The sequence below is a fragment of the Limnohabitans sp. Hippo3 genome (assembly GCF_003063665.1).
Taxonomy (GTDB): Bacteria; Pseudomonadota; Gammaproteobacteria; order Burkholderiales; family Burkholderiaceae_C; genus Limnohabitans_A.
The window spans coordinates 63,523-87,530 of record NZ_NESF01000013.1 but is presented as its reverse complement, the minus strand read 5'-3'; the positions used below and the strand labels follow the sequence as shown (position 1 = coordinate 87,530).

The window sequence follows — 24,008 nt, the reverse complement described above, 5'->3', positions numbered from 1 at the left end:
TGTGTTGCAATTCACGTGGGGATCATGCTCGGCGATTCAAGAGCCTTGCGCGTTGACTCAGGTCAACGCAAAGAACCAGCGCGTGTCAGCGTGTTGGGGGGCGACGAGGGGCCATGGGGGCACGGCCAGCCAGGTGACGGAAGCTGATGCGGCCTTTGCTCAGGTCATAAGGCGAGAGTTCGAGCGTCACACGGTCACCCGCCAGAATGCGAATGTGGTTTTTGCGCATCTTGCCGGCCGAATAAGCAATCAGTTGGTGGCCGTTGTCCAGGGTCACGCGAAAACGGGTGTCGGGCAACACCTCGTTGACCACGCCCATCAGTTCAATCAGTTCTTCTTTAGCCATTTAAAACGTCTTTCTCAAAGCAGGATCGGTTTCGTCGTCTGGCGCTCCACCCACAACTTGCCTTCATCGAGGGCGTATTGGCTGGCGGCCGCCGGTGTGGCGAATTCGGGCACAAACCGCATCACGCGGTCGGTGCTGGCGCTGCCGCGGCCACTGGCCACGGACACTTGTGCGCCAAATGCGCCATTGGGCAAAGCCCTGGCGCACGGCTGAATTCGGAATTTTCCCATGGAGATGGGTTGGTGTGAACAATAGAAAAAAGTCATGTATTTTAACGAAGGGGGTCGAACCGCTTTTTCGGCCCTCTTGGGGGCTGTGCGGCGGTACGGGTCTTGGCATGTCCTGCTGCCAAAAAAGCGCCCCCATAAGCAGCCCTGAAGGCCTGCCCAACAACAGCACCGTGCAGAGGTGCGTCAAAAAGGAAGCAAAAAAATCGTCTGGGCCCAGCTTGGAAAAGCATGGCGGGCGATGTGCACAGTGGAGGACAAGACTGGCATCCCTCTGCCGGGATGCGCTATCGGCTCAGAAAGAGCGAGATGGGCATAAGTCGCCAATGGCGTGCCTCACTGTAACACGTCCGGGTCTGACCTGCTTGGGCAGGTCTTGCCGCTCACAACCAGCGCGCGATCCCAGCCGCCGCCATGCTCAGCAGCAAGGTGCTGGTGATGGGGATGAAAAACTCGCGCCCGAACAGGCGAAAGCGGAAGTCTCCGGGCAGGCGGCCAAAGCCGAGTTTTTGCAGCCATTTTTGCAGGCCACTGAAAATGATCAGGGCCAGAAACACCACGATGAGCCAACGCAACATAGCTTGCCTGGATGCCGTTTACAGGCGGTGCGAGCGGTCGCCCCGGGCAAAGCCCTGGGCCGGCCAGACGGTGGAAGTGGAAAAACCGATCACCTTGAACAGCTCGCCCATTTCGTGCTCGTTGACCAAGCGCTGGGCCTGACTGCGCTCGGCCAAGCTGGCGGCGGCCATGCGCTCGGCCAGCCCCAGGTTCAGCAAAAACCAGGCTTGGCTGGTGTAACCCAGAACCTCCAACCCGGCGTTTTGCCCCGCCAGCGCCACCCCGGTGAAGTTGACATGGGCCGTGATGTCTTTTTGGCCCACCGCCACCAGGGGGTTGTCGTCGGCCTGGTGCAGTTGGTGGCACATGACGGTGCCCATGTGGCGCTGCGGGTGGAAGTATTCGGCCTCGGGGAAGCCGTAATCGAGAAAAAACGCCGCCCCGCCCCGCCCGGCCAGCAGCCGCTCGGCGAGGCTGGTGATGAAGGCATCAGCTTGGGGGTGGATTTCGGTCAGGTAATCGTGCTCGCCTTCGATCTCGATGGGCGGGCGCAAGTCGGTGATGCGGTCTTGCCAAGCGAAATCTTCGCCAGAACTGACCACCCCGCGCTCGTGCCACACGCCCTGCGTGCGCTGCAGCAGCTGCACCGGCATGGCGTCCAGCACCTCGTTGCCCACCACCACGCCCTCGATGGCGTCGGGCCAGGCGTCTAACCAGCGCACTTTGCCTGCGTGTTGCAGCAAGGTATCGGCCTGACGGGCACGCAAGGTGCCTGACAAATCGATGATGGTGTAACGCTTCACCGCGTCACCCAGACTGTCCAGCAGCTGCAAGGCCAGCGCCCCGGTGCCCGCACCGAACTCCCAGACCTCATCCGTGCCCGTGGCGCTCAATGCCTGACCCACCTGCACCGCCAGAGTCTGGCCAAACAGGGGCGACATGCCCGGCGCGGTCACAAAATCGCTGCCCGAAGACGGCATGGCGCCAAATTTTTGCAGGGCGTTGGTGTAGTAGCCCAGGCCTGGCTCGTACAGGGCCATGGCCATGAAACGGTCAAAACCCAGCCAGCCGCCCGCTTGGGCGATGGCGTGGTGGATGCGCTGGGTCAGCTCGGCGGAGGACTGGAGATTGGGCGAGGTCACGCGGCGATTGTCGCCGAAGGCGTGCAGGGGTTTGCCGGAGCACAGAGAGACGAATTCATGGCTTGGCCGATAATTGATGGTTTCCTTGTAAGGCTGTCATACCGGACTTGATCCGGCATCCGTGGTTGCGCCAGCATGGACCCCGGATCAAGTCCGGGGTGACAAACTTCCAAAACCACCCCTTCCTGACAGACCATCATCGCTCGAACCACAAGCAGCTCACATTCATGAAACAAGTTCTGGTCACCGGAGGCGCTCACCGCCTGGGCGCCGAGATCGTCCGCCAATTTGCGGCGGCGGGCTGGCGCGTGTGGTGCCATTACCAACGCTCAGCGGCTGCGGCGCAGGCCCTGCAGGCCGCGCTGCGCTCACAAGGGGCGCACGTTGAACTGGTGCAGGCCGACCTGGCACAAAGTGCCGAAGTCGAGCGCATGGTGGCCCACATCGCCCAAACCACCGGGCCGCTGGATTGCCTGGTGAACAACGCCTCGCTCTTCGAGCCGGACGAAGGCACCCAAATGGACCTGCCCGGCGCGCGTTTGCAGCTGGAAGTGAACCTGATCGCGCCCATGCTGCTGGCCTCTTTGATGGCGCAGCAGGTCGCGCCCGATGCCAAATCCGGTCAGCGCAGTGTGGTCCACATCCTGGACCAGAAGGTGTTCAACCTGAACCCGGATTACTTTTCGTACACCGTCTCCAAACTGGCGTTGGAGCGTGCCGTGGCCTTGCAGGCCCAAGCCCTGACCCCCTTGCGGGTGTGCGGCGTGGCCCCGGGCCTGATGTTTTTGAGCGGTCCGCAAACGCAAGAGAACTTTGACCGCGCCAGCCGGGTGAATCTGCTGCGCGAGCCCATCGACCCGACACAAGTGGCGGCCACCTGCCTGTTCCTCGCGCAAAACCCCTGCATCACCGGCACCACGGTGTGCGTGGACAACGGCCAACATCTGGTGCCTTTGGCGCGGGATGTGATGTTCCTCGCCGAGCCGAAAGGTGCTGCATGAGCGACTTGATGACCGATTTGGCGCTGAACTGCCGCCGCCTGTTTTTGCGCAACCACACAGTGGACGTGCGCATCGGCGCACACGACTTTGAAAAGCTCGGCCCCCAGCGCATCGTCTTCAATGTAGAACTGTTCGTGCCTTACAGCGCGTCCACCCCCAGGCAAGACGATCTGGCCGAGGTGGTCGACTACGACTTCATCCGCGAGGTGATTGCCCGCCGCGTGGCGCAAGGCCACATCGTGCTGCAAGAGACTTTGTGCGACGACCTGATGCGCGAGCTGATCGCCCACCCGCAGGTGCAGGCGGTGCGCCTGTCGAGCTGCAAGCCCGATGTGTACCCAGACTGCGAAGCGGTCGGGGTTGAAATTTTCCAGATCAAACCCGCGCCATGAAAACACCCGCAGGACACCAAACCCTGGAGCTGACCGGTTTGCGCTTTGACGCCAACCTGGGCATCCTCGAACACGAAAAAACCGATCCGCAGCCGATCCAGGTCGATGCCGAGCTGAACCTGGGCACGCAGCCCCTGCTGCCCAGCGACGACGACATCAACCACGTGCTGGACTACCGCAAGGTGCGCAAGATCATCATCGACGAATGCACCGCCGAGCACATCAACCTGCTCGAAACCCTGATCGGCAAGCTCTCGAACCGCCTGATGCAATTGCCCGGCGTGTTGGGCGTGCGTGTCAAGATTGCCAAACTTGAAATTTTTGAAGACTGCGAAGTGGCCATTCGCATGGAAACCGGACAGTGGTGAACCTCATGAACACAGACACAGCAGCAGACAACGCCTGGGTACAAGCACAAGCCGACTCAGAGGCCGCCAAAGCCGTCAAGATCGAACGCGAAACCCACAAGCTCGAAAAGCGCCTGTGCCGCCAGATGGGCCAAGCGATTTCCGACTTCAACCTGATCGAAGCGGGCGACCGCATCATGGTCTGCATGTCGGGCGGCAAAGACAGCTACGGCATGCTGGACATCCTGCTCAAGATGAAGGCCCGCGCCCCAGTGGACTTCGAGCTGGTGGCGGTCAACCTGGACCAAAAGCAGCCGGGCTTTCCCGACCACATCCTGCCCGCTTACCTCAAAGAGCTGGGTGTCGAATACCACATCGAAACCCAAGACACCTACTCGATCGTGAAAGACAAGATCCCCGAAGGCAAGACCATGTGCAGCCTGTGCTCGCGCCTGCGCCGGGGCATTTTGTACCGCGTGGCGCGTGAGCTCAAATGCAACAAGCTGGCGCTGGGTCACCACCGCGACGACATGCTGCAGACCTTCTTTTTGAACATGTTCTTTGGCGGCAAACTCAAGGGCATGCCCCCGAAGTTGGTCAGCGACAACGGCGAGTTCATGGTGATCCGCCCGCTGGCCTATGTGGCCGAATCCGACCTGATCCGTTGGGCAGAGCACCGACAGTTCCCCATCATCCCGTGCACCCTGTGCGGCAGCCAGGAAAACCTGCAACGCCTGCAGGTGGGCAACATGCTGCGCGAGTGGCAAAAGAAGTACCCTGGCCGGATTGAAAACATGTTTGCGGCTTTGCAAAATGTGGTGCCTTCGCATTTGATGGACCCCAAGCTGCACGGCTTCAAGGACCTGAAGATCACCGGCATCGAATCCCAAGATGGCGACAAGGCGTTTGACGAGGAAGAGTTCAAGGAGCCGTCTTTGCCGGGCATTCAGGTCATCTCGATGTGAACCTTAAGGGGACAAAGCATGCGCACAGACACACGTCAGCTCACACGGTGGTTTTCGATGGCCTTGGCTGCCCTGGCTTTGACCGGGTTGACGGGCTGCGCCTCCATGCGCCTGATCGACAGCGATGTGGTGTCCGTGGCGGCGGTGCCGCCGGGCATGAGTTTGCAAGGCGCCAAATACCGTTTTGAACGTCTGCCCTCCCAAGTCAACAACCCCGAGGCCGGAATGGCTGAACAGCAAGCGCAGGCCGCCATGACCGCCGTGGGCCTGGTGCGCGACGACGCCGCAGCCAGCCTGAGCGTGATGGTGGGCTTCAGCGGCACGCAGTACCTGGCCGACCCTTGGGGCCGCCCGATCGGGCCGGGCTGGTCGCCTTACGGCAGCGTGGCCATCGGATCGGGTTTTGGATCGCACATTGGCCTGGGTGTGGGCATGCGCTTTCCGCCACCCACGCATTACCGCCGCGAGGTCAGCCTCATCATGCGCGACCTGAAATCAGGTCAGGTGGTCTATGAAACCCGCGCCAGCCACACCGGACCCTGGAGCGACAGCGTGCCGATTTTTGCCACCCTGTTCCAGGCCGCGCTGGCCAATTTCCCCAATCCACCGCTTGGCCCGCGTCGGGTCAACATCGAGCTGCCGCGCTGAGACCCAAGGACCGCATGGAACCGACCCGCATTCTGGCCATTCGCCATGGAGAGACCGCCTGGAACGTCGACACCCGCCTGCAAGGCCATCTGGACATCCCGCTGAATGACGTGGGCCTGCGCCAAGCGCAGCACTTGGCCCAAGCGCTGGTGCAGCGCGATGCCATCGATGCGATTTATGCGAGCGACCTGTCACGCGCCCACACCACGGCCCAAGCCATTGCACAGGCCACAGGCCAAATGGTGAGCACGCATCCCGGACTGAGGGAGCGGCATTTTGGCGCGTTTCAGGGGCGCACTTTTGCCGAGATCGAAGTCGAACTGCCCGAACACGCCTGGCATTGGCGCAAACGCACGCCCGACTGGACGCCACCAGACGGCGGTGAGTCCTTGATCGCCTTGCGCGAGCGGATTGTGACCACCGTGGATGAGCTGGCAGCTCAACACCCCGGCCAGCAAATCGTGATGGTCGCGCACGGCGGTGTGCTGGACATCCTGTACCGCGCTGCTACCCGGCTGGACTTGCAAGCGCCACGCACCTGGCAATTGACCAACACGGCTGTGAACCGGCTGCTGTGGACACCGCAAGGCCTGTCGCTGGTGGGCTGGGGGGACACCTCGCACCTGGAGGCGCTGGGCAAGGACGAGACGACCGCCTGAATTGGCGAGGGTTCAAACCCACCAACATGCAAACCTCTTGACGCCGTGGGAGGCCGCACCTGCGGCCGAATGAGGGCTCTCGCTCAACGGCGATTCGCGAGCCGGGGCTCGCTGCCACAAAGACACAACAGCTTCGGTCTTTAAATCCGTTCGCCAAACGACTTGGGCGGCGTCACACCCAAATGCCTGAAAGCCGCCAGCGTGGCCATGCGCCCGCGCGGGGTGCGCTGCAAATAGCCTTGCTGAATCAAATACGGCTCGATCACGTCTTCGATCGTGTCGCGCTCCTCGCCAATGCTCGCCGCAATGTTGTCCAGCCCCACCGGGCCGCCGTCAAAGCGGTGGATCACGGCTTCGAGTAGTTTGCGGTCCATCAGGTCGAAGCCTTCGGGGTCCACGTCCAGCATGACCAGGGCTTTTTGTGCGATGCCTTTGTGGATGGTGCCGTCGCCTTTCACGTCCGCATAGTCACGCACCCGGCGCAGCAAGCGGTTGGCAATGCGCGGCGTGCCGCGTGAGCGGCGAGCGATTTCGAACGAGCCTTCCGGGTCAATCGGCGCTTTGAGCAAACCGGCGCTGCGGGTCACGATGCGGCTCAACTCTTCGGGGGTGTAGAACTCCAAGCGCGACACGATGCCAAAACGGTCGCGCAGCGGGTTGGTGAGCATGCCCGCCCGGGTGGTCGCGCCCACCAGCGTGAAAGGCTGCAAGTCGAGCTTGATGCTGCGGGCCGCCGGGCCCTCGCCGATCATGATGTCGATCTGGTAGTCCTCGAGCGCGGGGTACAAAATTTCTTCGACCACGGGCGACAGGCGGTGAATCTCGTCAATGAAGAGCACATCGTTGCGCTCCAGATTGGTCAGCAGCGCCGCCAAATCCTTGGGTTTTTCGAGCACCGGGCCGCTGGTCTGGCGCAGGTTCACGCCCAGCTCGGCTGCGATGATGTGGCTCAGCGTGGTCTTACCCAGGCCCGGAGGGCCAAACAGCAGCACATGGTCCAGCGGCTCTTCGCGCATCTTGGCCGCGCTGATGAAAATCTCCAGTTGCTCGCGCACCTTGACCTGCCCGACATATTCGTCAAGCAGCTTGGGGCGCAAGGCCCGCTCGATCGCTTCTTCCTGGTGCGACACGGGGGCCGCCGAAATGACCCGGGGTTCGGGTTGGGGGGCGAAATCGTCAGTGCGGATGCTCATGGCTCAGTTCATTTTCATTTGTTCAGGGCTTTGAGCGCCAGCTTGATGCCCTCGCTCACGCCCACGTCGACAGGCAAGCTCTTGAGGGCCGCGGCGGCCTCCTTGTCGCTGTAGCCCAGCGCCAGCAAGGCCTGCTGGATGTCGCTTTGCGCGTCGGGGGTATTCACCGCAAACAGGCCGCCGATGTCGCCGCCCAGTTTGCCTTTGAGTTCGAGCAGCAAACGCTCGGCAGTTTTTTTACCAATGCCGGGCACCTTGACCAGACGACCGACTTCTTGCGTGGTGATGGCCTGCGCCAAGTCGGTCACGCTCATGCCCGACAGCACACTCAAAGCCGTGCGAGGGCCAACACCGGAAATTTTGATGAGCTGGCGAAAGGCCTCGCGTTCAGCCAAGGTGGCAAAGCCGTAAAGAATTTGCGCGTCCTCGCGCACCACAAAGTGCGTGACCAGACTGACTTTTTCGCCCGTGGCGGGCAAATTGTAGAAAGTGCTCATCGGCACATTGACCTCGTAGCCCACGCCGTGGCAGTCCACCACCACCTCGGGGGGGTTCTTGTCGCTCAGGATGCCGGTGAGTTTGCCAATCATGGAGAGGGTGCCTTCAAATGCCTATCATGGGGGAAAATGCACGGTTTTTGACCACTCGTCACCGCGCCTATTCAGGATTATCAACTTGATCGTCAGACACACCTTCACGCCGCACAACAACACCCGCCTGTCTCACCTGTGCGGCCCCATGGACGCACACCTGCGCACCATCGAAGCAGGCCTGCAGGTGAGCATCGCGCACCGCCATGAACAGTTCAAGGTGGACGGCCCCAAGGCCGTGGCCCTGCGGGCGATGGAGATTTTGCAGGCGATCTACGAACGCGCCGACCGCCCGATTGCGCCCGACATGGTTCAGCTCATGCTGGTGGGCGACAGCGGGGGCGAAGAAGCCGACCTGCCCGCCTTGCAAACCCGCCGCGCCGACCTGAAGGCCCGCACCCCGGTGCAGGCGGCGTATCTGGAAAGCATCGCCACACACGACATCACCTTCGGCATCGGCCCAGCGGGCACGGGCAAGACCTACCTGGCCGTGGCCTGCGCGGTGGACGCACTGGAGCGCGCCAGCGTGCAGCGCATTGTGCTCACGCGCCCGGCCGTGGAAGCGGGCGAACGACTGGGCTTTTTGCCCGGCGACCTGTCGCAAAAAGTGGACCCGTATTTGCGCCCGCTTTACGACGCGCTGTACGACCTGATGGGCTACGACAAGGTACAAAAAGCCTTTGAGCGCAACTCAATCGAAATCGCGCCGCTGGCCTTCATGCGCGGGCGTACGCTGAACAACGCCTTCGTGATCCTGGACGAGGCGCAAAACACCAGCACCGAGCAGATGAAGATGTTCCTGACCCGCATCGGCTTTAGCGCCAAAGCCGTGGTCACGGGCGATGTGAGCCAGATCGATTTGCCCAAGGGCCAGTTGAGTGGTCTGATCGACGCCGAGCGGGTTTTGAAGCGCGTCAAGGGCATCGCCTTCACACGGTTTTCGAGTGCCGACGTGGTGCGCCACCCCTTGGTGGCCCGCATTGTGGACGCGTACGACGCACAAGGCAGCGCCGCCATGCGGGCGGGCGTGACGACCCGCCGCAAGCCTTTACCCACCGACGATTGACACCACCGAATCTCATCCCATGGCCCTCCAACAACTCCAGCTGTCCCTGCAATTTGGCGACTTCCCTCACAAAGCCCGCCACCGCGCCGCCCTGCCCCGCCATGCGGTGGCCCGCGCCATTCGCCATGCTCTGGCCGATGACGCCGAAATCACGGTGCGCATCGTGGGTGAAGAAGAAGGCCGTGCGTTGAACCTGAGTTACCGCAAGAAGGACTACGCCACCAATGTGCTGACGTTCGACTATGCGCAAGAACCGGTGGTGGTAGCCGACTTGGTGCTGTGCGCCCCGGTGGTCGCGCGCGAGGCCAAGGAGCAAGGCAAGACGCTGGCGGCGCACTACGCGCATTTGCTGGTGCACGGCACTTTGCATGCACAGGGCTGGGACCACGAGACCAGCGAGGCCGATGCCGAAGAGATGGAGGCCTACGAAATTGACATCCTGGCCGAGTTGGGGATCAAGAATCCTTATCGGTGACTGGGTGAGGTGTCGGTTTGGGCAGGGCCGGGTTCCTCATGACGGGGTACCGAAAATCGTCACCCGGCCCTACCCAAACCGACACCGTTGTGCGCGTGAACCACTCTTGATTTTTTGAATGCCCACCAAGGTGAATGGGACGATGCGGCGGGCACCGATTTTCGGTACCACATCATGAGGTGACCGCCGCATCGCCCCATTCACCGCTCTCAAAAAAACAATCAAAGCAAGCGAACTTTCACACTCTTGCCCTTGATCTTGCCGCGCGACAGCTGCGCCTCCACTTTTTTGGCCAAATCCGCCTGCACCGCCACATAGGTCGAAAACTCGTTGACGTTGATCTTGCCGACCTGCTCGCGGGTCAAGCCGCACTCCCCCGCCAGCGCACCCATCACGTCACCAGCGCGGATTTTTTCCTTGCGCCCGCCCACGATCTGCAGCGTGCGCATGGGAGGCTGCAGCGGTCCGCCTGCCGCAGGCGTCAGGGCAGACAGCGGCTCCCATTTGGACTCGCGACCTTGCATGACCTCGATCTTGCCGACCGCGCCCATCTCGTCCATGCTGGCCAGCGTCAGCGCCAGGCCTTCGGCATCGCCACGGCCCGTGCGGCCAATGCGGTGGATGTGGATTTCCGGGTCGGGCGTCACGTCCACGTTGATCACGGCTTCCAGGCCCTCCACATCCAGCCCGCGTGAAGCCACGTCGGTGGCCACCAGCACCGAGCAGCTGCGGTTGGCAAACTGCACCAGCACCTGGTCGCGTTCGCGCTGCTCCAGTTCGCCAAACAGCGCCAGCGCGCTGTAGCCCTGGGCCTGCAGCACCGCCACCAGATCGCGGCATTGCTGCTTGGTGTTGCAAAACGCCAGCGTGCGCTCGGGGCGGAAATGTGCCAGCAAGCGGGACACGGCGTCCAGCCGTTGGGTCTCGCTCACTTCATAAAACACCTGGCGAATTTTGTGTGCGCTGTGCTGCGCCTCCACTTTCACGGTCTGCGGCGAACGCATGAATTGCGCCGCCAGCTTGGCAATGCCTTCGGGGTAAGTGGCCGAAAACAGCAGGGTCTGGCGGTCTTTGGCGCACTGGCGCACCACCTTGGCAATGTCGTCGAAAAAGCCCATGTCCAGCATGCGGTCGGCCTCGTCCAGCACCAGCGTGTTCACACCCGCCAAGCTCAAAGAACCGCGCTCCAGGTGGTCCAGGATGCGGCCTGGCGTGCCCACCACCACATCGGCGCCGTGCTCCAGACTCAGCGTCTGGCCTCTCAAAGCCACGCCGCCGCACAGGGTGACGACTTTCACGTTCTGGCGGGCGCGGGCCAGGCGCCTGATTTCCTGCGTGACCTGGTCGGCCAACTCGCGGGTAGGGCACAGCACCACGGCCTGAATGGCTGCGCTGGGCGAGCCCGCCGTTTGCAGGCGCTCGATCAGGGGCAGACCAAAGGCGGCGGTTTTGCCGCTGCCTGTGCTGGCCTGAGCGATCAGGTCTTGCCCGGCCAGGGTCAACGGCAAGCTGGCCGCCTGGATGGGCGTCATCTGGGTGTAGCCCAGTTGTTCGAGGTTTTGGAGGGTGGCGGGTGCCAGCTGAAGCTGGTCGAAGCGCGCGGATGTCGCGTCTTGGGGTTTTGCAGTCATGCGCCGATTATCGGCGGCGATCCCAGTCGGCACTCAAGCGCTCATGCGCATCGGGATGGTGATGGGTCCGTCGTTCACCAAGGACACCTTCATGTCGGCCGCAAACTGGCCCGTTTGCACGACCGGGTGCGCAGCTCGGGCCTGCGCCACAAAGTGCTCATACAAACGTCGACCGTCTTCGGGCGCAGCCGCCTGGGTGAAGCTCGGGCGGTTGCCCCCTGCGACATCGGCGGCCAGGGTGAACTGGCTGACCACCAGCAAACCACCGCCTACGTCCTGCACGCTCCGGTTCATCTTGCCCGCCTCGTCGTTGAAGATGCGCAGCTTCAAAATTTTCGCCAGCATCCTGTCGGCCACGGCCTCGGTGTCGCCTTTTTCGGCGCACAGCAGCACCAGCAAGCCTGGATTGATCTGGCCGATCACCGCCCCATCGACCCGGACACTGGCCTCACTCACCCGTTGCAGCAGCGCGATCATTTCAAATCCCGGGCATCGTCAAAGTGCGCTTCCACATCGCTGGGCAAGAGCTGGATGGTGGCCCGCAAACCGGGCACCTCGCTCATCAGCGCCTGCTCCACACTGGCGCGCAAGGCGGCAGCCCGGCCCAGCGTCCAGCTGGCGGGCATGTGCATGTGCACATCCACAAAACGGCGTTGCCCGGCCTTGCGGGTGTTCAGGTGGTCGAACCGGATGATCTCGGTCTCGCCGCGCTGGTGTGCGAACCCGGCCAGCACCTTCTGAACATCGGCCAACACTTCGGGCTCCAGCGCCTCGTCCATCAGCCCCTGCGAAGACCGCCAGACCAGGCTCCAGCCTTCTTTCAAAATATTGAGCGCCACCCCGATGGCGACCACGGCATCCAGCCACAACCAGCCCGTGGCGCTGACCAGGGCAATGCCCACCACCACCCCGGCCGATGTCCACACATCGGTCACCAGGTGCCGGGCATCGGCCTCCAGCGCCAGGGAGCGGTGCTGCCGGGCGGCGCGAAACATCAGCCAGGCCAGAAAACCGTTCAGGGCCGAGCTGCCCACCGACAAGGCCAGACCCCAGCCAACCTGTTCAATGGGTTGAGGATCGAACAAGCGCCCAAGGGCCACCCAGATGATGCCCAGGGCCGCCACCAGAATCAGGATGCCTTCAAAGCCGGAGGAAAAATACTCGGCCTTGTGGTGGCCATAGGGGTGGTCATCGTCGGCGGGCCGTGCGGCAATGGTGACCATCATCAGACCGAACACCGCACTGGCCAGGTTGACCAGCGACTCCATGGCGTCCGACAGCAAACCGACCGAGTCGGTCAGCCACCAGGCCCCTGTCTTGAGCGCGATGGTGACCAGCGCCACCACCACTGAAGCCCAGAGCATGCGGCTGGGCGTCATCCAGGCATCGAATTTTTTCATCCGCTCAGCATACCCCCGGAGGATGACCTGTCCGTGCGCCAGCCACCGATCAAGCCAGCGTCACCTTGGCAAACTTGCGCTTGCCCACTTGCACCACGTAGGTGCCCGCTTCGAGTTTAAGGCCCTTGTCACTGACCACGCTGGAGTCCACGCGCACACCGCCGCCGTCGATCAGCCGTCCGGCCTCGGTGGTCGAAGGGGCCAGGCCCGCCGATTTGAGCAAGGCGCTAATGCCCATGGGCGCACCCGACAATGACACTTCAGGGATGTCGTCCGGCACGCCGCCCTTGCTGCGGTTGATGAAGTCCTGCTCGGCCGCATCGGCCGCCGCCGCGCTGTGAAAGCGCGCCGTGATTTCCTTGGCCAGCATGACCTTGGCGTCCTTGGGGTTGCGGCCGCTTTCGACTTCCTTTCTCAAGGCCTCAATCTCGGCCATCGACTTGAACGACAACAAGGTGTACCAGCGCCACATCAGCGTGTCCGAAATGGAGAGCACCTTGGCAAACATGGTGTTGGCGTCTTCGGTGATGCCGATGTAGTTGTTCTTGGACTTGGACATCTTGTCCACACCGTCCAGGCCTTCGAGCAGCGGCATGGTCAGGATGCACTGCGGCTCCTGGCCGTATTCGGCCTGCAGGTGGCGGCCCATCAACAGGTTGAATTTCTGGTCGGTACCGCCCAGCTCCAGATCGCTCTTGAGCGCCACCGAGTCGTAGCCCTGCATCAGCGGGTACAGGAACTCATGCACGCTGATCGGCGTCCCGGCCTTGAAGCGGTCATGGAAGTCGTTGCGCTCCATCATGCGGGCCACCGTATACTTGGCCGCCAGCTGGATCATGCCCATCGAACCCAAAGGTAGCGACCACTCACTGTTGTAGCGAATCTCTGTTCTCGCGGGGTCCAGCACCAGGCTGGCCTGCTTGTAATAGGTCTCGGCATTCAGCTTGATCTGCTCGGGCGTGAGCGGCGGGCGGGTGCTGTTGCGGCCCGACGGGTCACCGATCAGGCTGGTGAAGTCCCCGATCAAAAAGATCACCTGGTGCCCCAAGTCCTGCAGCTGGCGCATCTTGTTGAGCACCACGGTGTGGCCGATGTGGATGTCCGGCGCGGTTGGGTCCAGCCCCAGCTTGATGCGCAAAGGCACCCCGGTGGCCTCCGATTTGGCCAGTTTTTGCAGCCAGTCTTCCTGCGGAATCAGCTCTTCGCAGCCCCGTAAAGTGACCGCCAGGGCCTCCCGGGTCTTGTCCGTGACCAGGTATTTTGTAACAAGCGCTTGATTCATAAGGGTTTTTTCTAAAGTCAAATGGGTATAGACCAGTACAATGGCCCGATTACTCCAAGTCGCCCATTTTAGAGGCGGCCTGACTGTGCAGATCGTGCCACCCCATCGCCTGAACGGCAGGTGGCGCGAATTACCCCCGAATTGATGCAATTTTTAGCTCTCATCCAGTCTCGGCTGGTGTCTTTGTTTGTTGGCTTCCTGTTCCTGTGCACTGCCGTGCTGGGCGCGGTGCTGATCGCTGTCCAGCGCACGCTGGCCTGGCTCGATGGCCAACACCCGCAACTGACTCAAGCGCTTCAGGCGACTGCGCGCTGGTTGGCCCGTCATCCCAAAACCATCAGCGCCACTTTGGCCTCTGTTCTGCTGGCTGGCGGTGGCGGTGCATTCGCCATCGCCAATCTGGGACCGGACATCGCAGAACAGCCCGTGGTCACGGTCACCGTGCCTGTTGAAATTGCCAAGCTGGAAGAACAAGCCCAATCGCTCGACCTGATCCAGATGAGTCTGATGCGCACGGACAGCACCCGCGCCTCCGACACTCCGGAGAGTTTGCTGCGTCGCTTGGGCCTGGTTGACCCGGAGGCGGCCGCTTACCTGCGCAAGAACCCCTTGGCCAAGCAAGCGCTCAAGCAAGGGGGCCGCTCCGTTGTGGCCGAAGCCGACAGCCAGCAGCGTCTGCTCAAACTCAATGTGCGCTGGCTCAACAACGAGACCGACACCTTTTTCCAGCGTCTGGCGATCCAACGCACAGCAGATGGTCTGCAGGCCGCCCTCGAAACGTCCCCCATGAACACCAGCCTGCGCATGACAGGCGGCACCGTGGCCAGCTCCTTGTATGACGCGGCAGACGAGGCCCGTTTGCCGGATGCCGTCATCACCCAGCTGACGCAGATTTTCTCCAACCAGATCGACTTTCACCGCACCTTGCGCAAAGGCGCTCGTTTTTCAGTCGTCTACGAAGTGCTGGAAGCCGACGGTGAGCCCGTGCGCACCGGTCGCGTTTTGACCGCCGAATTCAACAACGGCAACAAAACCTACGAAGCCGTGTGGCACCAGGAGCCAGGGCAAAAAGGCAGCTACTACAGCATGGACGGCAAAAGCCTGAGCCGCACTTACCTGGCATCGCCTGTGGCTTTCTCGCGCAAGACCAGCGGTTTTGCCATGCGCCTGCACCCGATCTTTCAAACCATGAAAGCGCACTTGGGCGTGGATTACGCGGCCCCGACCGGCACCCCGGCTCAGACCGTGGGTGACGGTGTGGTCGAATTCGCTGGCGTTCAAGGTGGTTATGGCAACACGGTCATTGTTCGCCACGGTAACAACCACTCCACCGTCTATGCCCACCTCAGCCGCATCCAGGTGCGCAAGGGACAGACTGTTCAAAAAGGCCAAACCATTGGTGCGGTCGGCTCGACGGGTTGGTCCACAGGCCCTCACCTGCACTTCGAATTCCGTGTGAATGGCACCCACGTTGACCCCCAAAAAGTGATCCAGCAAGCCCAGAGCGTGCCGCTCAGTCCTACCGCGATGGCGCGCTTCAAAGTGGTGGCCGATCAGGCCAGAGCACAGCTGTTGGCTGCCGCGCAAATGCGAGAAGTCACCGCGCAATGATCTCAAGGGCCGCAAGGCCCTTTTTTCATGCCATCCCCACGGACACTTTGACTGCCAGATGGCCACTGAAGACCACAACGCGCACATTTTTTCATCCATGCAAACGATTGAGCATTTCATAGGCCTGATGTCGGGCACCTCCCTGGATGGTGTCGATGGCGTGCTGGCCCGCATCAACGCGCAAGGTCAAGTGGAGGTTCAATCGCATGCCTTTGTGGCTTTCGAGGCGCCCTTCAAAGCCGAGCTCCTCGCCCTGAACCAGAGCGGCCCGGATGAATTGCACCGCAGCGCCTTGGCAGGTAACCAGATTGCCCGCCGCTATGTCGAGGTGGTGCACGCCTTGTTGCAACAAAGTGGCTTGCAAGCCCAGGACATCACAGCCATCGGTGCGCATGGGCAAACCGTGCGTCACAGGCCCCTGGAGTTCGATGGCGACCTTGCAGCCGGCCATGGGGCTGTGGGCTACACCTTGCAACTCATCAACCCGTCCTTGCTGGCCGAGCTGACCCGCATCGACGTGGTGGCCGATTTTCGCAGCCGCGATCTGGCAGCAGGCGGACAAGGTGCACCGCTGGTGCCCGCTTTTCACCAAGGCGTCTTCGGGCGCATGGATGCGACTGTGGCGGTGCTCAATGTTGGTGGCATTTCCAACCTCAGCGTGCTTCGGCCAGGGGGAGAGGTTCTGGGCTGGGACTGCGGCCCGGGTAACGCGCTCATGGACCATTGGTGCGCCAAACACACTGGGGCCGCATTTGACCGCGATGGCGCCTGGGCGGCCACTGGCCGCGTCTTGCCCGACTTGCTGGCCGACTTGATGGCCGAAGACTTTTTGCACCGTTCGCCCCCCAAAAGCACAGGGCGGGACCTCTTCAACCCCACCTGGCTGCATGCACGCTTGCCCAAAGCGGCGCAACCTGCACAAGACGTGCAGGCCACACTGACCGAGTTCACGGCATGGGCTTGCGCCAAGGATGTTTTGCGCCACGCGGCCGATGCCCAGACCTTGATTGTTTGTGGCGGTGGCGCCTTGAACAGCCATTTGATGCGCCTCCTGGCCCACCATTTGCCAGCTTTGCAGGTGATCGGCAGCGATCAACGGGGTTTACCGCCCCTGCAAGTGGAAGCCGCCGCTTTTGCCTGGCTGGCCTTCAAAACCGTGCGACGCGAGACATCGAGCTTGCCAAGCGTCACGGGCGCCCAAGGCGCCCGTGTCTTGGGGGCCATTTACCCCCGGTGATTCGGCCAGCCCAGCTGGCCCCCTCGCCAATCAGGTCGAGAAAGAAGAACCGCAGCCGCAAGTCGATGTGGCGTTCGGGTTCTTGATGACAAACTGGGCACCCTGCAGGTCTTCTTTGTAATCGATCTCGGCACCGATCAGGTACTGGTAGCTCATGGCGTCGATCAACAAGGAGACGCCATTTTTGCTCATGGTCGTGTCGTCTTCGTTGGTGATTTCATCGAAGGTGAAACCGTACTGAAAGCCCGAGCAGCCGCCGCCTTGCACAAACACGCGCAGCTTCAAATCAGGGTTGCCCTCTTCGGCGATCAGGTCGGCCACCTTGGCAGCCGCGCTGTCGGTAAAGACAATCGGTTCGGGCATTTCGGTCTGGATATTTTCAGCAACAGCACTCATGGTGTTTCTCCGGTTCAGTGCCAAATAGTATAGCGCGCTGGTCGGGAATTACCGCCCATCCTCTGCAGTAACGCTACTGGCCTCATGGGCTTTTCAAATCCCAAGCGCCCAAACAAAAAGCCGCTGCGGCGAACCGGAGCGGCTTTTTGATGAAGCAGAAAAGCGGATTAACGCTTGGAGAACTGCTTGCGGCGGCGAGCGGAGTGCAAGCCGACCTTTTTACGTTCGACTTCACGGGCGTCGCGGGTGACAAAACCGGCTTGGCTCAGCACGGGCTTGAGCGATGCGTCGTAGTCAATCAGGGCGCGGGTGATGCCGTGGCGCGATGCACCAGCTTGACCGGATTCGCCACCGCCGTGCACGTTGATCATGATGTCGAAAGTTTCGGCATGGTTGGTCAACATGAGGGGTTGCTTGGCGATCATGATCGAAGTCTCGCGGCCGAAGTAGGCTTGGATGTCCTTGCCGTTGACCGTGATCTTGCCAGTGCCTTTTTTCAGAAACACGCGGGCGACGCTGGATTTGCGACGGCCTGTGCCATTGTTCCATTCACCAATCATCTCAAGGCTCCTTAGATGTCCAGCACTTTAGGCTGTTGGGCGGTGTGTGGGTGCTCTGCGCCGCCATACACCTTGAGTTTCTTGATCATGGCGTAGCCGAGTGGGCCCTTGGGCAGCATGCCCTTGACAGCCTTCTCGAGTGCGCGGCCAGGGTGCTTGGCTTGCATGTCGCGGAAGTTGGTGGCAGTGATACCGCCGGGATAGCCCGAATGACGGTAATACACTTTGTCCAGTGTCTTGGTGCCAGTCACTTTGAGCTTGGCAGCATTGATGATGACGATGAAGTCACCGGTGTCGACGTGAGGCGTGTAAATGGCCTTGTGTTTGCCGCGCAAACGGAGAGCAACTTCGCTGGCTACTCGTCCGAGGACCTTGTCGGTCGCGTCAATCACAAACCACTCGTGCACGACCTCAGCGGGTTTGGCGCTGAAAGTTGTTGTCATGAGTTTTCTCTTTGAAGAAAGGTTTGTTGAGCCCTTTTCCACGGTCGGTGTTCCTCTCTTGGGAACCTCTTAGGTGGGAGATTGCTCGCACCTTTTCAGGTTTGGGCGTCTTCGCCGCGGGGCTACAAAATCGCTGCGAAGCTTGCCATTATACGAAAAATCAAGGACTTGCAGAAGTTATTGGTTACCATCGACGCATGTTCAGTTACCGACACGCTTTCCACGCGGGCAACCATGCCGATGTGCTCAAACACATCACGCTGCTTGCCACCCTGCGCCACCTCATGCAAAAAGAGGCCGGCATCACCCTGATTGACACCCACGCCGGGGCCGGTCTGTACCGTCTGGACGGCGATTATTCGCAAAAAGGGGCCGAAGCCGAGGACGGCCTGTTCAAACTGCTGGCCGCGGCCGAAAAGCTCGATGCCCTGCCCGAGCCCGTGCAGGACTATCTGGAACAGATCGCCAGCTTCAACCCCAACGGGCAAGCCAAAATTTACCCGGGCTCGCCCTTTTTGATGCAGCGCCTGATGCGCCACGCATCGCGCGACCGCCTGCGCCTGTTCGAGTTGCACCCCACCGACAGCAAAGCCCTGATGTCCAACATCGCCCAGCTCGAAGCCGGACGCACGGTCACTGTGAGCCGCGAAGACGGTTTTGAAGCCCTCAAAAAGCTGCTGCCCCCACCGCCATCGGCCACGGGCTCCAAGCGGGCCATGGTGCTGATCGACCCCAGCTACGAAATCAAGTCCGATTACAGCAAGGTCGCCAGCGTCATCCAGGAATACCTCAAGCGTTTCTCGACGGGCACTTATTTGGTCTGGTATCCGATCATCCCGCGCCCGGAAGCGCATGACCTGCCCAAACGCCTGCGCACCTTGGCCAACCAGTCACAAAAGCCCTGGCTCAACGCCACCCTAGCGATTGGCCGGGGCCCTGGCGACGAAGGCGGCTTGGTGGCCAGCGGCATGTTTGTCATCAACCCGCCCTTCACCCTGAAAGACCAGATCCGGCAGGCGCTGGATGTGGTCGGCCCCGCCTTGGCGCGCGGGTCCGGCAAAAATTGGGCGGTGGAATCGTCTTGAACGGGTGAAGCCCCTCCCAATGGGCTCTCGAACGGGTATTTCAAGGCGGAAAACACGGCATCAGGGAAATACCTGAGCGCAGGGCATTGAAATTAACCGACCGCACGGTCGGTTAATTGATATACTGGCACCCGCGCCGCGATCATCCCATCCTGTTTGGCGCAGGAGAAGCCCATGTACACGCAATCTTTCAGCGTCCCGGACGGAACCGAGGACGCCAAGTCGGCCGGCCTGAAGGCCGTTCCCAAAGCCCTGAGCGCTCAAGACGCCGCCCTGCAAGCGGCCTTTGACGCCCGCATCGATGCCGATGGCCGCATCGAGCCCCGCGAGTGGATGCCCGAGGCCTACCGCAAAACCCTGGTGCGCCAGATCAGCCAGCACGCCCACAGCGAAATCGTGGGTATGCTGCCCGAAGGCAACTGGATCAGCCGCGCCCCGAGCCTCAAGCGCAAGGCCATCCTGATCGCCAAGGTGCAAGACGAAGGCGGCCACGGCCTGTACCTGTACAGCGCCGCCGAGACTTTGGGCACCAGCCGCGACCAGATGCTGGACGCCCTGCATTCCGGCAAGGCCAAGTACAGCTCCATCTTCAATTACCCCACGCTCAACTGGGCCGATGTGGGCGTGGTCGGCTGGCTGGTCGATGGCGCGGCCATCATGAACCAGGTGCCCCTGTGCCGCTGCTCTTACGGCCCCTACGCCCGCGCCATGGTGCGCGTGTGCAAGGAAGAATCCTTCCACCAGCGCCAGGGCTACGAAGCCCTGCTGGTCATGATGCAAGGCACGGCCGAGCAAAAAGCCATGGTGCAGGACGCCGTGAACCGCTGGTGGTGGAAGTGCCTGGCCATGTTCGGGCCGCCCGACGCCGACAGCCCCAACAGCGCGCAAGGCATGCGCTGGGGCATCAAGCGCATCAGCAACGACGACCTGCGTCAAAAGTTTGTGGACGCCACCGTGCCGCAAGCCAAAGTGTTGGGCGTCACTTTGCCTGACCCGGATTTGAAGTGGAACGAAGCGCGTGGTCACTACGACTACGGCCAAATTGATTGGGACGAGTTCTGGGCCACCGTCAACGGCAACGGTCCTTGCAACAAGGAGCGTTTGGGTGCCCGCGTCAAGGCTTGGAACGACGGCGCCTGGGTGCGCGAAGCGGCCCTGGCCCACGCCAAGAAACAACAGCAACGTCAGATGAAGGAAGCAGCATGAGCACCGCCGCATTGAAAGAATGGCCTCTGTGGGAGGTTTTTGTCCGCTCCAAGCAAGGCCTGGAGCACAAGCACTGCGGCAGCCTGCACGCCTCGGATTCCGAGCACGCTTTGCAAATGGCGCGCGACGTGTACACCCGCCGCCAGGAAGGCGTGAGCATCTGGGTCGTGCCCTCGGCCAGCATCTCGGCCAGTGAGCCCAACGACAAACCCGAATTCTTCGATCCCGCCAGCGACAAGGTCTACCGCCACCCGACCTTTTACGAAATCCCCGAAGAAGTGGGCCACATGTGAGCGCGACCATGAATGCCCCCATCGATTACCTGCTGCACCTGGCCGACAACGCGCTGATCCTCGGACAGCGCAACGCCGAGTGGTGCGGACACGGCCCGATTCTTGAAGAAGACATCGCCTTGTCCAACAACAGTCTGGACCTGATCGGCCAGGCCCGCATGCTTTACCAGCACGCGGCCGAGCTGCAAGGCGGCGGCGCCACCGAAGACACACTGGCGTACTTCCGCGACGTGCCCGATTTCAAGAACTACACCCTGTGCGAATTGCCGCACATGCCCTTGATGTCGGCCACGGCCCAAGGCGACCGCGACTTTGCCATGACCATCGTGCGCAACTTCCTGTACAGCAGCCTGATGGTGCTGGTGTGGGACCAGTTGCAAAACTCCAAAGACGCGCAACTGGCCGCGATCGCAGCCAAGTCGCTCAAGGAAGTGCGCTACCACCTGCGCCACTCGCGCGACTGGCTGGTGCGCATGGGCGACGGCACCGACGAATCCCACGCCAAGGCGCAAGCGGCACTGGACCAATTGCTGCCCTACACCCAGGAATTCTGGGCCAGCAGCCCGCATGAAACTGCCGCGCTGGCCAACGGCACAGGCATCGAGATGGCGGCTTTGCAAAACGACTGGAACCAGATCGTGGATGAAGCCCTGCTAGAGGCCACCCTGAAGCGCCCAGCCGATGGTGGCTTTGTGCCCACAGGCAAACAAGGTATCCACTCCGAGCACCTGGGTTTTGTGCTGGCCGAAATGCAAAGCCTGGCCCGCGCCCACCCGCAAGCCACCTGGTAATCCTCAAGCCAAGCCATGACCACCCTCACTTCGCAGCCCACCGCCGCCGATGTGGCCCGCGCCTGGACCCTGCTCGACAGCTTGACCGACCCGGAAATTCCGGTGGTCACCCTGCGCGAGCTGGGCATCTTGAGGGATGTGCGCGCAGGAGAAGCGGGACTGGAGGTGGTCATCACGCCCACCTACAGCGGCTGCCCGGCCATGGGCGTGATCGAGGACGATGTGAAAGCGCTGCTGCAAGCCCACGGCCTGCAAGGCCGCGTCGTCACGCAACTGGCCCCGGCCTGGACCACCGACTGGATGAGCGAAGCGGCCAAAGACAAACTGCGCGCCTATGGCATCGCCCCGCCACACGCGTGCAGCAGCGCGAGTTCGGGTGCGGCCAACGTGGTGCAGTTTGCTGCGCGTGGCGCCAAGCCCGAGGTGGTGAACTGCCCGCAATGCGGCTCGGCCAACACCACCGAAACCTCCCATTTCGGCTCGACCGCCTGCAAGGCCCTTTACCGGTGCCTGGCCTGCATGGAGCCTTTCGATTACTTCAAACCTTACTGAGCGGCCTTGCCGCCCTGAAGCACCATGTCCGCACCCCGATTTCATGACCTCCCGATCGCACGCATCAGCCCCGAAGCGGCAGGTGCCGTGGCCATCACGCTGAACGTGCCTGCCGATCTGCGCAGCCACTTCGACTTCCAGCCCGGCCAGTTCCTGACCTTGCGCGCCGACATCGACAGCACCGATGTGCGCCGCAGCTACTCCATCAGCTCGGCCCGCAGCCAGCTGCAAAAGCAAGGTGTGCTCGAAGTGGGCATCCGCCCCGTCGAAGGGGGCGTGTTCTCCAACTGGGCGGCCACCCAACTGAAAGCGGGCGACACCCTGCGCGTGATGCCGCCCGATGGCCGCTTTGTGGTGCAGCGCCCCCGAGCGATTCACCGCGTGGGCTTTGCCGCAGGCTCGGGCATCACGCCCATCCTGTCCATCCTGGCCAGCACCCTGGAAGAGCAACCCGAGAGCAAATTCACCTTGGTCTACGGCAACCGCCGCATGGACAGCGTGATGTTCAACGAAGCCTTGCAAGACCTGAAGGACCGCTACCCGGACCGCCTCACGCTGATCCACATCCTCTCGCGACAGGCACAGGAAGTCCCCCTGCTCGAAGGCCGCATCGATGCGGCCAAAGTGCAAGCCATCATCGACGCCTTCTTGCCCGTGGGCAGCATGGACGAGGTGTTTGTGTGCGGGCCGGAGGCCATGATCGAAGCCACCGAGCAAGCGCTGCTCACGGCTGGCGTCAAACCCGAGCGCATCCGCACCGAACGCTTCAGCTCGCCAACACTCGATGCGCTGACCCCTGAAGCCCGCGCCCAAGCCGTGCTGGGCCACCCCGCCACGCGCGAGCAGGGCGAAGTGCAGCTGACCGTGGTGCTGGACGGCAAGCCCTACAACATGCCAATGAACCGCAACGAGAAGATCCTCGACATCGCCTTGTCGCTGGGTCTGGACCTGCCGTATTCGTGCAAAGCCGGGGTGTGCTGCACCTGCCGCTGCAAGGTCATGGAAGGCACGACCGAGATGGAGAAGAACTTCACCCTCGAAAAGCCCGAAGTCGAACAAGGCTTCATCCTGTCCTGCCAGGCCCGCCCCACCAGCGAGCGCGTGGTGATCAGTTTCGACGAACGCTGACCCGCTGCGCAAAGCACCCGATCAAAAGCGCCCTGCAGTGCAGGGCGTTTCTCATGGCGGGTGCCCGCACATCAGAAGCGGTAACCCAGACCGACGCCCACCAACAGCGGATCGAGCTTCAAGGTCCCCTGGTTCGCGCCATCGACGAACACATTGGAGCGGATGTACACCTTTTTGACATCGAAATTCAGCGACCAGTTTTTGTCCAATGGGATGTCCATGCCCACCTGCAACGCGCCACCCCAGCTGTCGTCTTCCAGGTCAGCACGCCCACCCAGCAGATTGACGCTGGTGATGCGGGTGTAATTCACGCCCGCACCGACATAGGGCTTGTAAGCGCCCAAACCGGTGAAGTGGTATTGCAACAGCAAACTGGGCGGTAAATGCTTGAAAGTGCCAATCGATGCGCCGCCCAAATAGACAGTCTGTTTTTGGGGCACCGTCAAAACCAGCTCCGCAGCGATGTTCGGGGTGAAGAAATAGCTGACATCCACTTCCGGAATGGTCTTGTTATTGACCGACAAGCCCAAACCCGTGCCATCTTTGTTGGCCATGTCGAGGTGCACAGCGCGGGCGCGCACCATCCAGGGGCCTTCGCCCGAGGCTTGCGCCATGGCGGCAGTGACAGAGCAAGCAGCCAGTACAGCTGCAACGATGGTTTGTTTTTTCATGTTGACTTTCCTTATGAACGAAGAGCTTTCTGCTCAGTCCTATTGAAAGTCTCAACCACCTGCACGCGTTTGCGTTTTGTCAAATGCCCGCGCACTGCGGTCTGCAACCGTAC

At 61.7% G+C, this 24,008-nt stretch carries 30 protein-coding genes; 16 read left to right on the top strand and 14 right to left on the bottom strand.

The genetic code is table 11. The annotated features are described in order from the left end of the window. Positions 1-85 precede the first annotated feature (85 nt). The 4 genes from infA to B9Z34_RS13015 form a co-directional block, all read right to left on the bottom strand. Positions 86-346: a translation initiation factor IF-1 gene (gene infA / locus B9Z34_RS13030; protein WP_108428547.1), complete on the bottom strand. Its 261-nt coding sequence runs from the start codon at positions 344-346 to the stop codon at positions 86-88. Positions 347-360: 14 nt separating this feature from the next. Then, on the bottom strand, positions 361-576 hold the full coding sequence (locus tag B9Z34_RS13025; RefSeq protein ID WP_233249603.1) for a hypothetical protein: 216 nt from the start codon (positions 574-576) through the stop codon (positions 361-363). A 380-nt stretch (positions 577-956) separates the two neighbouring features. Next, a complete protein-coding gene (locus B9Z34_RS13020; protein ID WP_108428546.1) occupies positions 957-1,151 on the bottom strand; it encodes a DUF2905 domain-containing protein in 195 nt (64 codons plus the stop codon). A gap of 18 nt (positions 1,152-1,169) precedes the next feature. Continuing rightward, positions 1,170-2,273 carry a class I SAM-dependent methyltransferase gene (locus B9Z34_RS13015; RefSeq protein WP_233249601.1) on the bottom strand — a complete coding sequence of 368 codons (1,104 nt, stop codon included), beginning with the start codon at positions 2,271-2,273 and terminating at the stop codon, positions 1,170-1,172. Positions 2,274-2,500: 227 nt separating this feature from the next. On the opposite strand from B9Z34_RS13015, the gene B9Z34_RS13010 reads away from it, so the two are divergent. From B9Z34_RS13010 to B9Z34_RS12985, 6 genes are read left to right on the top strand one after another with little or no spacing between them, the layout of a single operon-like run. Beyond that, on the top strand, positions 2,501-3,274 hold the full coding sequence (locus tag B9Z34_RS13010) for an SDR family oxidoreductase (protein WP_108428564.1): 774 nt from the start codon (positions 2,501-2,503) through the stop codon (positions 3,272-3,274). Then, complete coding sequence (locus tag B9Z34_RS13005) at positions 3,271-3,666, top strand: dihydroneopterin aldolase (RefSeq protein ID WP_108428545.1); 396 nt, start codon at positions 3,271-3,273, stop codon at positions 3,664-3,666. The genes B9Z34_RS13010 and B9Z34_RS13005 overlap by 4 nt, the downstream gene beginning before the upstream one ends. Beyond that, positions 3,663-4,034 carry a dihydroneopterin aldolase gene (locus tag B9Z34_RS13000; RefSeq protein ID WP_108285955.1) on the top strand — a complete coding sequence of 124 codons (372 nt, stop codon included), beginning with the start codon at positions 3,663-3,665 and terminating at the stop codon, positions 4,032-4,034. Before B9Z34_RS13005 ends, B9Z34_RS13000 begins: the two co-directional genes overlap by 4 nt. 5 nt (positions 4,035-4,039) lie before the next feature. Further along, positions 4,040-4,978 carry a tRNA 2-thiocytidine(32) synthetase TtcA gene (gene ttcA, locus B9Z34_RS12995; RefSeq protein WP_199220125.1) on the top strand — a complete coding sequence of 313 codons (939 nt, stop codon included), beginning with the start codon at positions 4,040-4,042 and terminating at the stop codon, positions 4,976-4,978. 18 nt (positions 4,979-4,996) lie between these two features. After that, complete coding sequence (locus B9Z34_RS12990) at positions 4,997-5,626, top strand: DUF4136 domain-containing protein (protein ID WP_108428543.1); 630 nt, start codon at positions 4,997-4,999, stop codon at positions 5,624-5,626. Positions 5,627-5,640: 14 nt separating this feature from the next. Beyond that, entirely contained in the window at positions 5,641-6,285 is a 645-nt protein-coding gene (locus B9Z34_RS12985) for a histidine phosphatase family protein (RefSeq protein ID WP_108428542.1), read from the top strand. Between the two features lie 140 nt (positions 6,286-6,425). On the opposite strand, the gene ruvB is transcribed toward B9Z34_RS12985, so the two are convergent. Continuing rightward, positions 6,426-7,478 carry a Holliday junction branch migration DNA helicase RuvB gene (gene ruvB, locus B9Z34_RS12980; RefSeq protein ID WP_108428541.1) on the bottom strand — a complete coding sequence of 351 codons (1,053 nt, stop codon included), beginning with the start codon at positions 7,476-7,478 and terminating at the stop codon, positions 6,426-6,428. Positions 7,479-7,492: 14 nt separating this feature from the next. Continuing rightward, positions 7,493-8,068 carry a Holliday junction branch migration protein RuvA gene (gene ruvA, locus B9Z34_RS12975; RefSeq protein ID WP_108428540.1) on the bottom strand — a complete coding sequence of 192 codons (576 nt, stop codon included), beginning with the start codon at positions 8,066-8,068 and terminating at the stop codon, positions 7,493-7,495. A gap of 85 nt (positions 8,069-8,153) precedes the next feature. Here ruvA and B9Z34_RS12970 point away from each other — a divergent pair, with 85 nt between their 5' ends. Together B9Z34_RS12970 and ybeY are read left to right on the top strand one after the other, a co-directional pair. Beyond that, the gene (locus tag B9Z34_RS12970; protein WP_108428539.1) at positions 8,154-9,134 is read left to right on the top strand and encodes a PhoH family protein; all 981 of its coding nucleotides are present in this window, start codon (positions 8,154-8,156) and stop codon (positions 9,132-9,134) included. A gap of 19 nt (positions 9,135-9,153) precedes the next feature. Then, positions 9,154-9,609, top strand: a complete 456-nt coding sequence (ybeY, locus tag B9Z34_RS12965; protein ID WP_108428538.1) for an rRNA maturation RNase YbeY — start codon at positions 9,154-9,156, stop codon at positions 9,607-9,609. Between the two features lie 221 nt (positions 9,610-9,830). On the opposite strand, the gene dbpA is transcribed toward ybeY, so the two are convergent. Genes dbpA through tyrS form a run of 4 tightly spaced genes read right to left on the bottom strand, consistent with a single transcriptional unit; the run spans position 9,831 to position 13,922 of the window. Next, entirely contained in the window at positions 9,831-11,240 is a 1,410-nt protein-coding gene (dbpA, locus tag B9Z34_RS12960; protein ID WP_108428537.1) for an ATP-dependent RNA helicase DbpA, read from the bottom strand. 33 nt (positions 11,241-11,273) lie between these two features. Next, positions 11,274-11,717: a D-aminoacyl-tRNA deacylase gene (gene dtd, locus B9Z34_RS12955; RefSeq protein ID WP_108428536.1), complete on the bottom strand. Its 444-nt coding sequence runs from the start codon at positions 11,715-11,717 to the stop codon at positions 11,274-11,276. Next, the gene (locus tag B9Z34_RS12950) at positions 11,714-12,640 is read right to left on the bottom strand and encodes a cation diffusion facilitator family transporter (protein WP_108428535.1); all 927 of its coding nucleotides are present in this window, start codon (positions 12,638-12,640) and stop codon (positions 11,714-11,716) included. The genes dtd and B9Z34_RS12950 overlap by 4 nt, the downstream gene beginning before the upstream one ends. A gap of 49 nt (positions 12,641-12,689) precedes the next feature. Beyond that, positions 12,690-13,922, bottom strand: coding sequence for a tyrosine--tRNA ligase (gene tyrS, locus B9Z34_RS12945; protein WP_108428534.1), 1,233 nt, complete (start codon positions 13,920-13,922; stop codon positions 12,690-12,692). A gap of 144 nt (positions 13,923-14,066) precedes the next feature. Between tyrS and B9Z34_RS12940 the strand changes: the two genes are divergently transcribed. Further along, positions 14,067-15,533 carry a M23 family metallopeptidase gene (locus B9Z34_RS12940; protein WP_108428533.1) on the top strand — a complete coding sequence of 489 codons (1,467 nt, stop codon included), beginning with the start codon at positions 14,067-14,069 and terminating at the stop codon, positions 15,531-15,533. Positions 15,534-15,630: 97 nt separating this feature from the next. Beyond that, positions 15,631-16,770 carry an anhydro-N-acetylmuramic acid kinase gene (locus tag B9Z34_RS12935; protein WP_108428563.1) on the top strand — a complete coding sequence of 380 codons (1,140 nt, stop codon included), beginning with the start codon at positions 15,631-15,633 and terminating at the stop codon, positions 16,768-16,770. A 30-nt stretch (positions 16,771-16,800) separates the two neighbouring features. Here the strand turns inward: B9Z34_RS12935 and erpA are convergent, their stop codons facing one another. The 3 genes from erpA to rplM all read right to left on the bottom strand — a co-directional run bounded on the left by erpA (position 16,801) and on the right by rplM (position 18,169). Beyond that, positions 16,801-17,166, bottom strand: a complete 366-nt coding sequence (gene erpA / locus B9Z34_RS12930) for an iron-sulfur cluster insertion protein ErpA (RefSeq protein ID WP_108362196.1) — start codon at positions 17,164-17,166, stop codon at positions 16,801-16,803. Positions 17,167-17,333: 167 nt separating this feature from the next. Then, positions 17,334-17,726: a 30S ribosomal protein S9 gene (rpsI, locus tag B9Z34_RS12925; RefSeq protein ID WP_019426472.1), complete on the bottom strand. Its 393-nt coding sequence runs from the start codon at positions 17,724-17,726 to the stop codon at positions 17,334-17,336. Between the two features lie 11 nt (positions 17,727-17,737). Beyond that, positions 17,738-18,169 (bottom strand): 50S ribosomal protein L13, encoded by a 432-nt coding sequence (gene rplM, locus B9Z34_RS12920; protein WP_108428532.1) that lies wholly within the window; start codon positions 18,167-18,169, stop codon positions 17,738-17,740. 197 nt (positions 18,170-18,366) lie between these two features. Here rplM and B9Z34_RS12915 point away from each other — a divergent pair, with 197 nt between their 5' ends. From B9Z34_RS12915 to B9Z34_RS12890, 6 genes are all read left to right on the top strand, one after another. Continuing rightward, positions 18,367-19,254 carry a 23S rRNA (adenine(2030)-N(6))-methyltransferase RlmJ gene (locus B9Z34_RS12915; protein WP_108428531.1) on the top strand — a complete coding sequence of 296 codons (888 nt, stop codon included), beginning with the start codon at positions 18,367-18,369 and terminating at the stop codon, positions 19,252-19,254. 174 nt (positions 19,255-19,428) lie between these two features. Next, entirely contained in the window at positions 19,429-20,460 is a 1,032-nt protein-coding gene (paaA, locus tag B9Z34_RS12910; RefSeq protein WP_108428530.1) for a 1,2-phenylacetyl-CoA epoxidase subunit PaaA, read from the top strand. Beyond that, the gene (gene paaB, locus B9Z34_RS12905; RefSeq protein WP_108428529.1) at positions 20,457-20,753 is read left to right on the top strand and encodes a 1,2-phenylacetyl-CoA epoxidase subunit PaaB; all 297 of its coding nucleotides are present in this window, start codon (positions 20,457-20,459) and stop codon (positions 20,751-20,753) included. The genes paaA and paaB overlap by 4 nt, the downstream gene beginning before the upstream one ends. An 8-nt stretch (positions 20,754-20,761) precedes the next feature. After that, positions 20,762-21,544: a 1,2-phenylacetyl-CoA epoxidase subunit PaaC gene (gene paaC, locus B9Z34_RS12900; RefSeq protein WP_108428562.1), complete on the top strand. Its 783-nt coding sequence runs from the start codon at positions 20,762-20,764 to the stop codon at positions 21,542-21,544. A 15-nt stretch (positions 21,545-21,559) separates the two neighbouring features. After that, positions 21,560-22,096 (top strand): 1,2-phenylacetyl-CoA epoxidase subunit PaaD, encoded by a 537-nt coding sequence (gene paaD, locus B9Z34_RS12895; protein WP_108428528.1) that lies wholly within the window; start codon positions 21,560-21,562, stop codon positions 22,094-22,096. Positions 22,097-22,120: 24 nt separating this feature from the next. Beyond that, positions 22,121-23,224, top strand: a complete 1,104-nt coding sequence (locus tag B9Z34_RS12890; RefSeq protein ID WP_108428527.1) for a 2Fe-2S iron-sulfur cluster-binding protein — start codon at positions 22,121-22,123, stop codon at positions 23,222-23,224. 71 nt (positions 23,225-23,295) lie between these two features. On the opposite strand, the gene B9Z34_RS12885 is transcribed toward B9Z34_RS12890, so the two are convergent. After that, positions 23,296-23,895 carry an OmpW family protein gene (locus B9Z34_RS12885; protein WP_108428526.1) on the bottom strand — a complete coding sequence of 200 codons (600 nt, stop codon included), beginning with the start codon at positions 23,893-23,895 and terminating at the stop codon, positions 23,296-23,298. Positions 23,896-24,008 lie beyond the last annotated feature (113 nt).

Bases quoted from the DNA above. Each gene is read 5' to 3' on its own strand.
- ybeY (WP_108428538.1), top strand. From the start codon at position 9,154: ATGGCCCTCCAACAACTCCAGCTGTCCCTGCAATTTGGCGACTTCCCT.
- B9Z34_RS12935 (WP_108428563.1), top strand. From the start codon at position 15,631: ATGCAAACGATTGAGCATTTCATAGGCCTGATGTCGGGCACCTCCCTG.
- tyrS (WP_108428534.1), bottom strand. From the start codon at position 13,922: ATGAATCAAGCGCTTGTTACAAAATACCTGGTCACGGACAAGACCCGG.
- B9Z34_RS12990 (WP_108428543.1), top strand. From the start codon at position 4,997: ATGCGCACAGACACACGTCAGCTCACACGGTGGTTTTCGATGGCCTTG.
- B9Z34_RS12940 (WP_108428533.1), top strand. From the start codon at position 14,067: ATGCAATTTTTAGCTCTCATCCAGTCTCGGCTGGTGTCTTTGTTTGTT.
- ruvA (WP_108428540.1), bottom strand. From the start codon at position 8,068: ATGATTGGCAAACTCACCGGCATCCTGAGCGACAAGAACCCCCCCGAG.
- B9Z34_RS12915 (WP_108428531.1), top strand. From the start codon at position 18,367: ATGTTCAGTTACCGACACGCTTTCCACGCGGGCAACCATGCCGATGTG.
- dbpA (WP_108428537.1), bottom strand. From the start codon at position 11,240: ATGACTGCAAAACCCCAAGACGCGACATCCGCGCGCTTCGACCAGCTT.
- infA (WP_108428547.1), bottom strand. From the start codon at position 346: ATGGCTAAAGAAGAACTGATTGAACTGATGGGCGTGGTCAACGAGGTG.
- paaC (WP_108428562.1), top strand. From the start codon at position 20,762: ATGAATGCCCCCATCGATTACCTGCTGCACCTGGCCGACAACGCGCTG.
- paaA (WP_108428530.1), top strand. From the start codon at position 19,429: ATGTACACGCAATCTTTCAGCGTCCCGGACGGAACCGAGGACGCCAAG.
- dtd (WP_108428536.1), bottom strand. From the start codon at position 11,717: ATGATCGCGCTGCTGCAACGGGTGAGTGAGGCCAGTGTCCGGGTCGAT.
- B9Z34_RS13010 (WP_108428564.1), top strand. From the start codon at position 2,501: ATGAAACAAGTTCTGGTCACCGGAGGCGCTCACCGCCTGGGCGCCGAG.
- paaD (WP_108428528.1), top strand. From the start codon at position 21,560: ATGACCACCCTCACTTCGCAGCCCACCGCCGCCGATGTGGCCCGCGCC.
- ttcA (WP_199220125.1), top strand. From the start codon at position 4,040: ATGAACACAGACACAGCAGCAGACAACGCCTGGGTACAAGCACAAGCC.
- rpsI (WP_019426472.1), bottom strand. From the start codon at position 17,726: ATGATTGGTGAATGGAACAATGGCACAGGCCGTCGCAAATCCAGCGTC.
- B9Z34_RS12985 (WP_108428542.1), top strand. From the start codon at position 5,641: ATGGAACCGACCCGCATTCTGGCCATTCGCCATGGAGAGACCGCCTGG.
- B9Z34_RS13020 (WP_108428546.1), bottom strand. From the start codon at position 1,151: ATGTTGCGTTGGCTCATCGTGGTGTTTCTGGCCCTGATCATTTTCAGT.
- B9Z34_RS13025 (WP_233249603.1), bottom strand. From the start codon at position 576: ATGGGAAAATTCCGAATTCAGCCGTGCGCCAGGGCTTTGCCCAATGGC.
- rplM (WP_108428532.1), bottom strand. From the start codon at position 18,169: ATGACAACAACTTTCAGCGCCAAACCCGCTGAGGTCGTGCACGAGTGG.
- ruvB (WP_108428541.1), bottom strand. From the start codon at position 7,478: ATGAGCATCCGCACTGACGATTTCGCCCCCCAACCCGAACCCCGGGTC.
- B9Z34_RS13000 (WP_108285955.1), top strand. From the start codon at position 3,663: ATGAAAACACCCGCAGGACACCAAACCCTGGAGCTGACCGGTTTGCGC.
- paaB (WP_108428529.1), top strand. From the start codon at position 20,457: ATGAGCACCGCCGCATTGAAAGAATGGCCTCTGTGGGAGGTTTTTGTC.
- B9Z34_RS12885 (WP_108428526.1), bottom strand. From the start codon at position 23,895: ATGAAAAAACAAACCATCGTTGCAGCTGTACTGGCTGCTTGCTCTGTC.
- erpA (WP_108362196.1), bottom strand. From the start codon at position 17,166: ATGAGTGCTGTTGCTGAAAATATCCAGACCGAAATGCCCGAACCGATT.
- B9Z34_RS13005 (WP_108428545.1), top strand. From the start codon at position 3,271: ATGAGCGACTTGATGACCGATTTGGCGCTGAACTGCCGCCGCCTGTTT.
- B9Z34_RS12950 (WP_108428535.1), bottom strand. From the start codon at position 12,640: ATGAAAAAATTCGATGCCTGGATGACGCCCAGCCGCATGCTCTGGGCT.
- B9Z34_RS12890 (WP_108428527.1), top strand. From the start codon at position 22,121: ATGTCCGCACCCCGATTTCATGACCTCCCGATCGCACGCATCAGCCCC.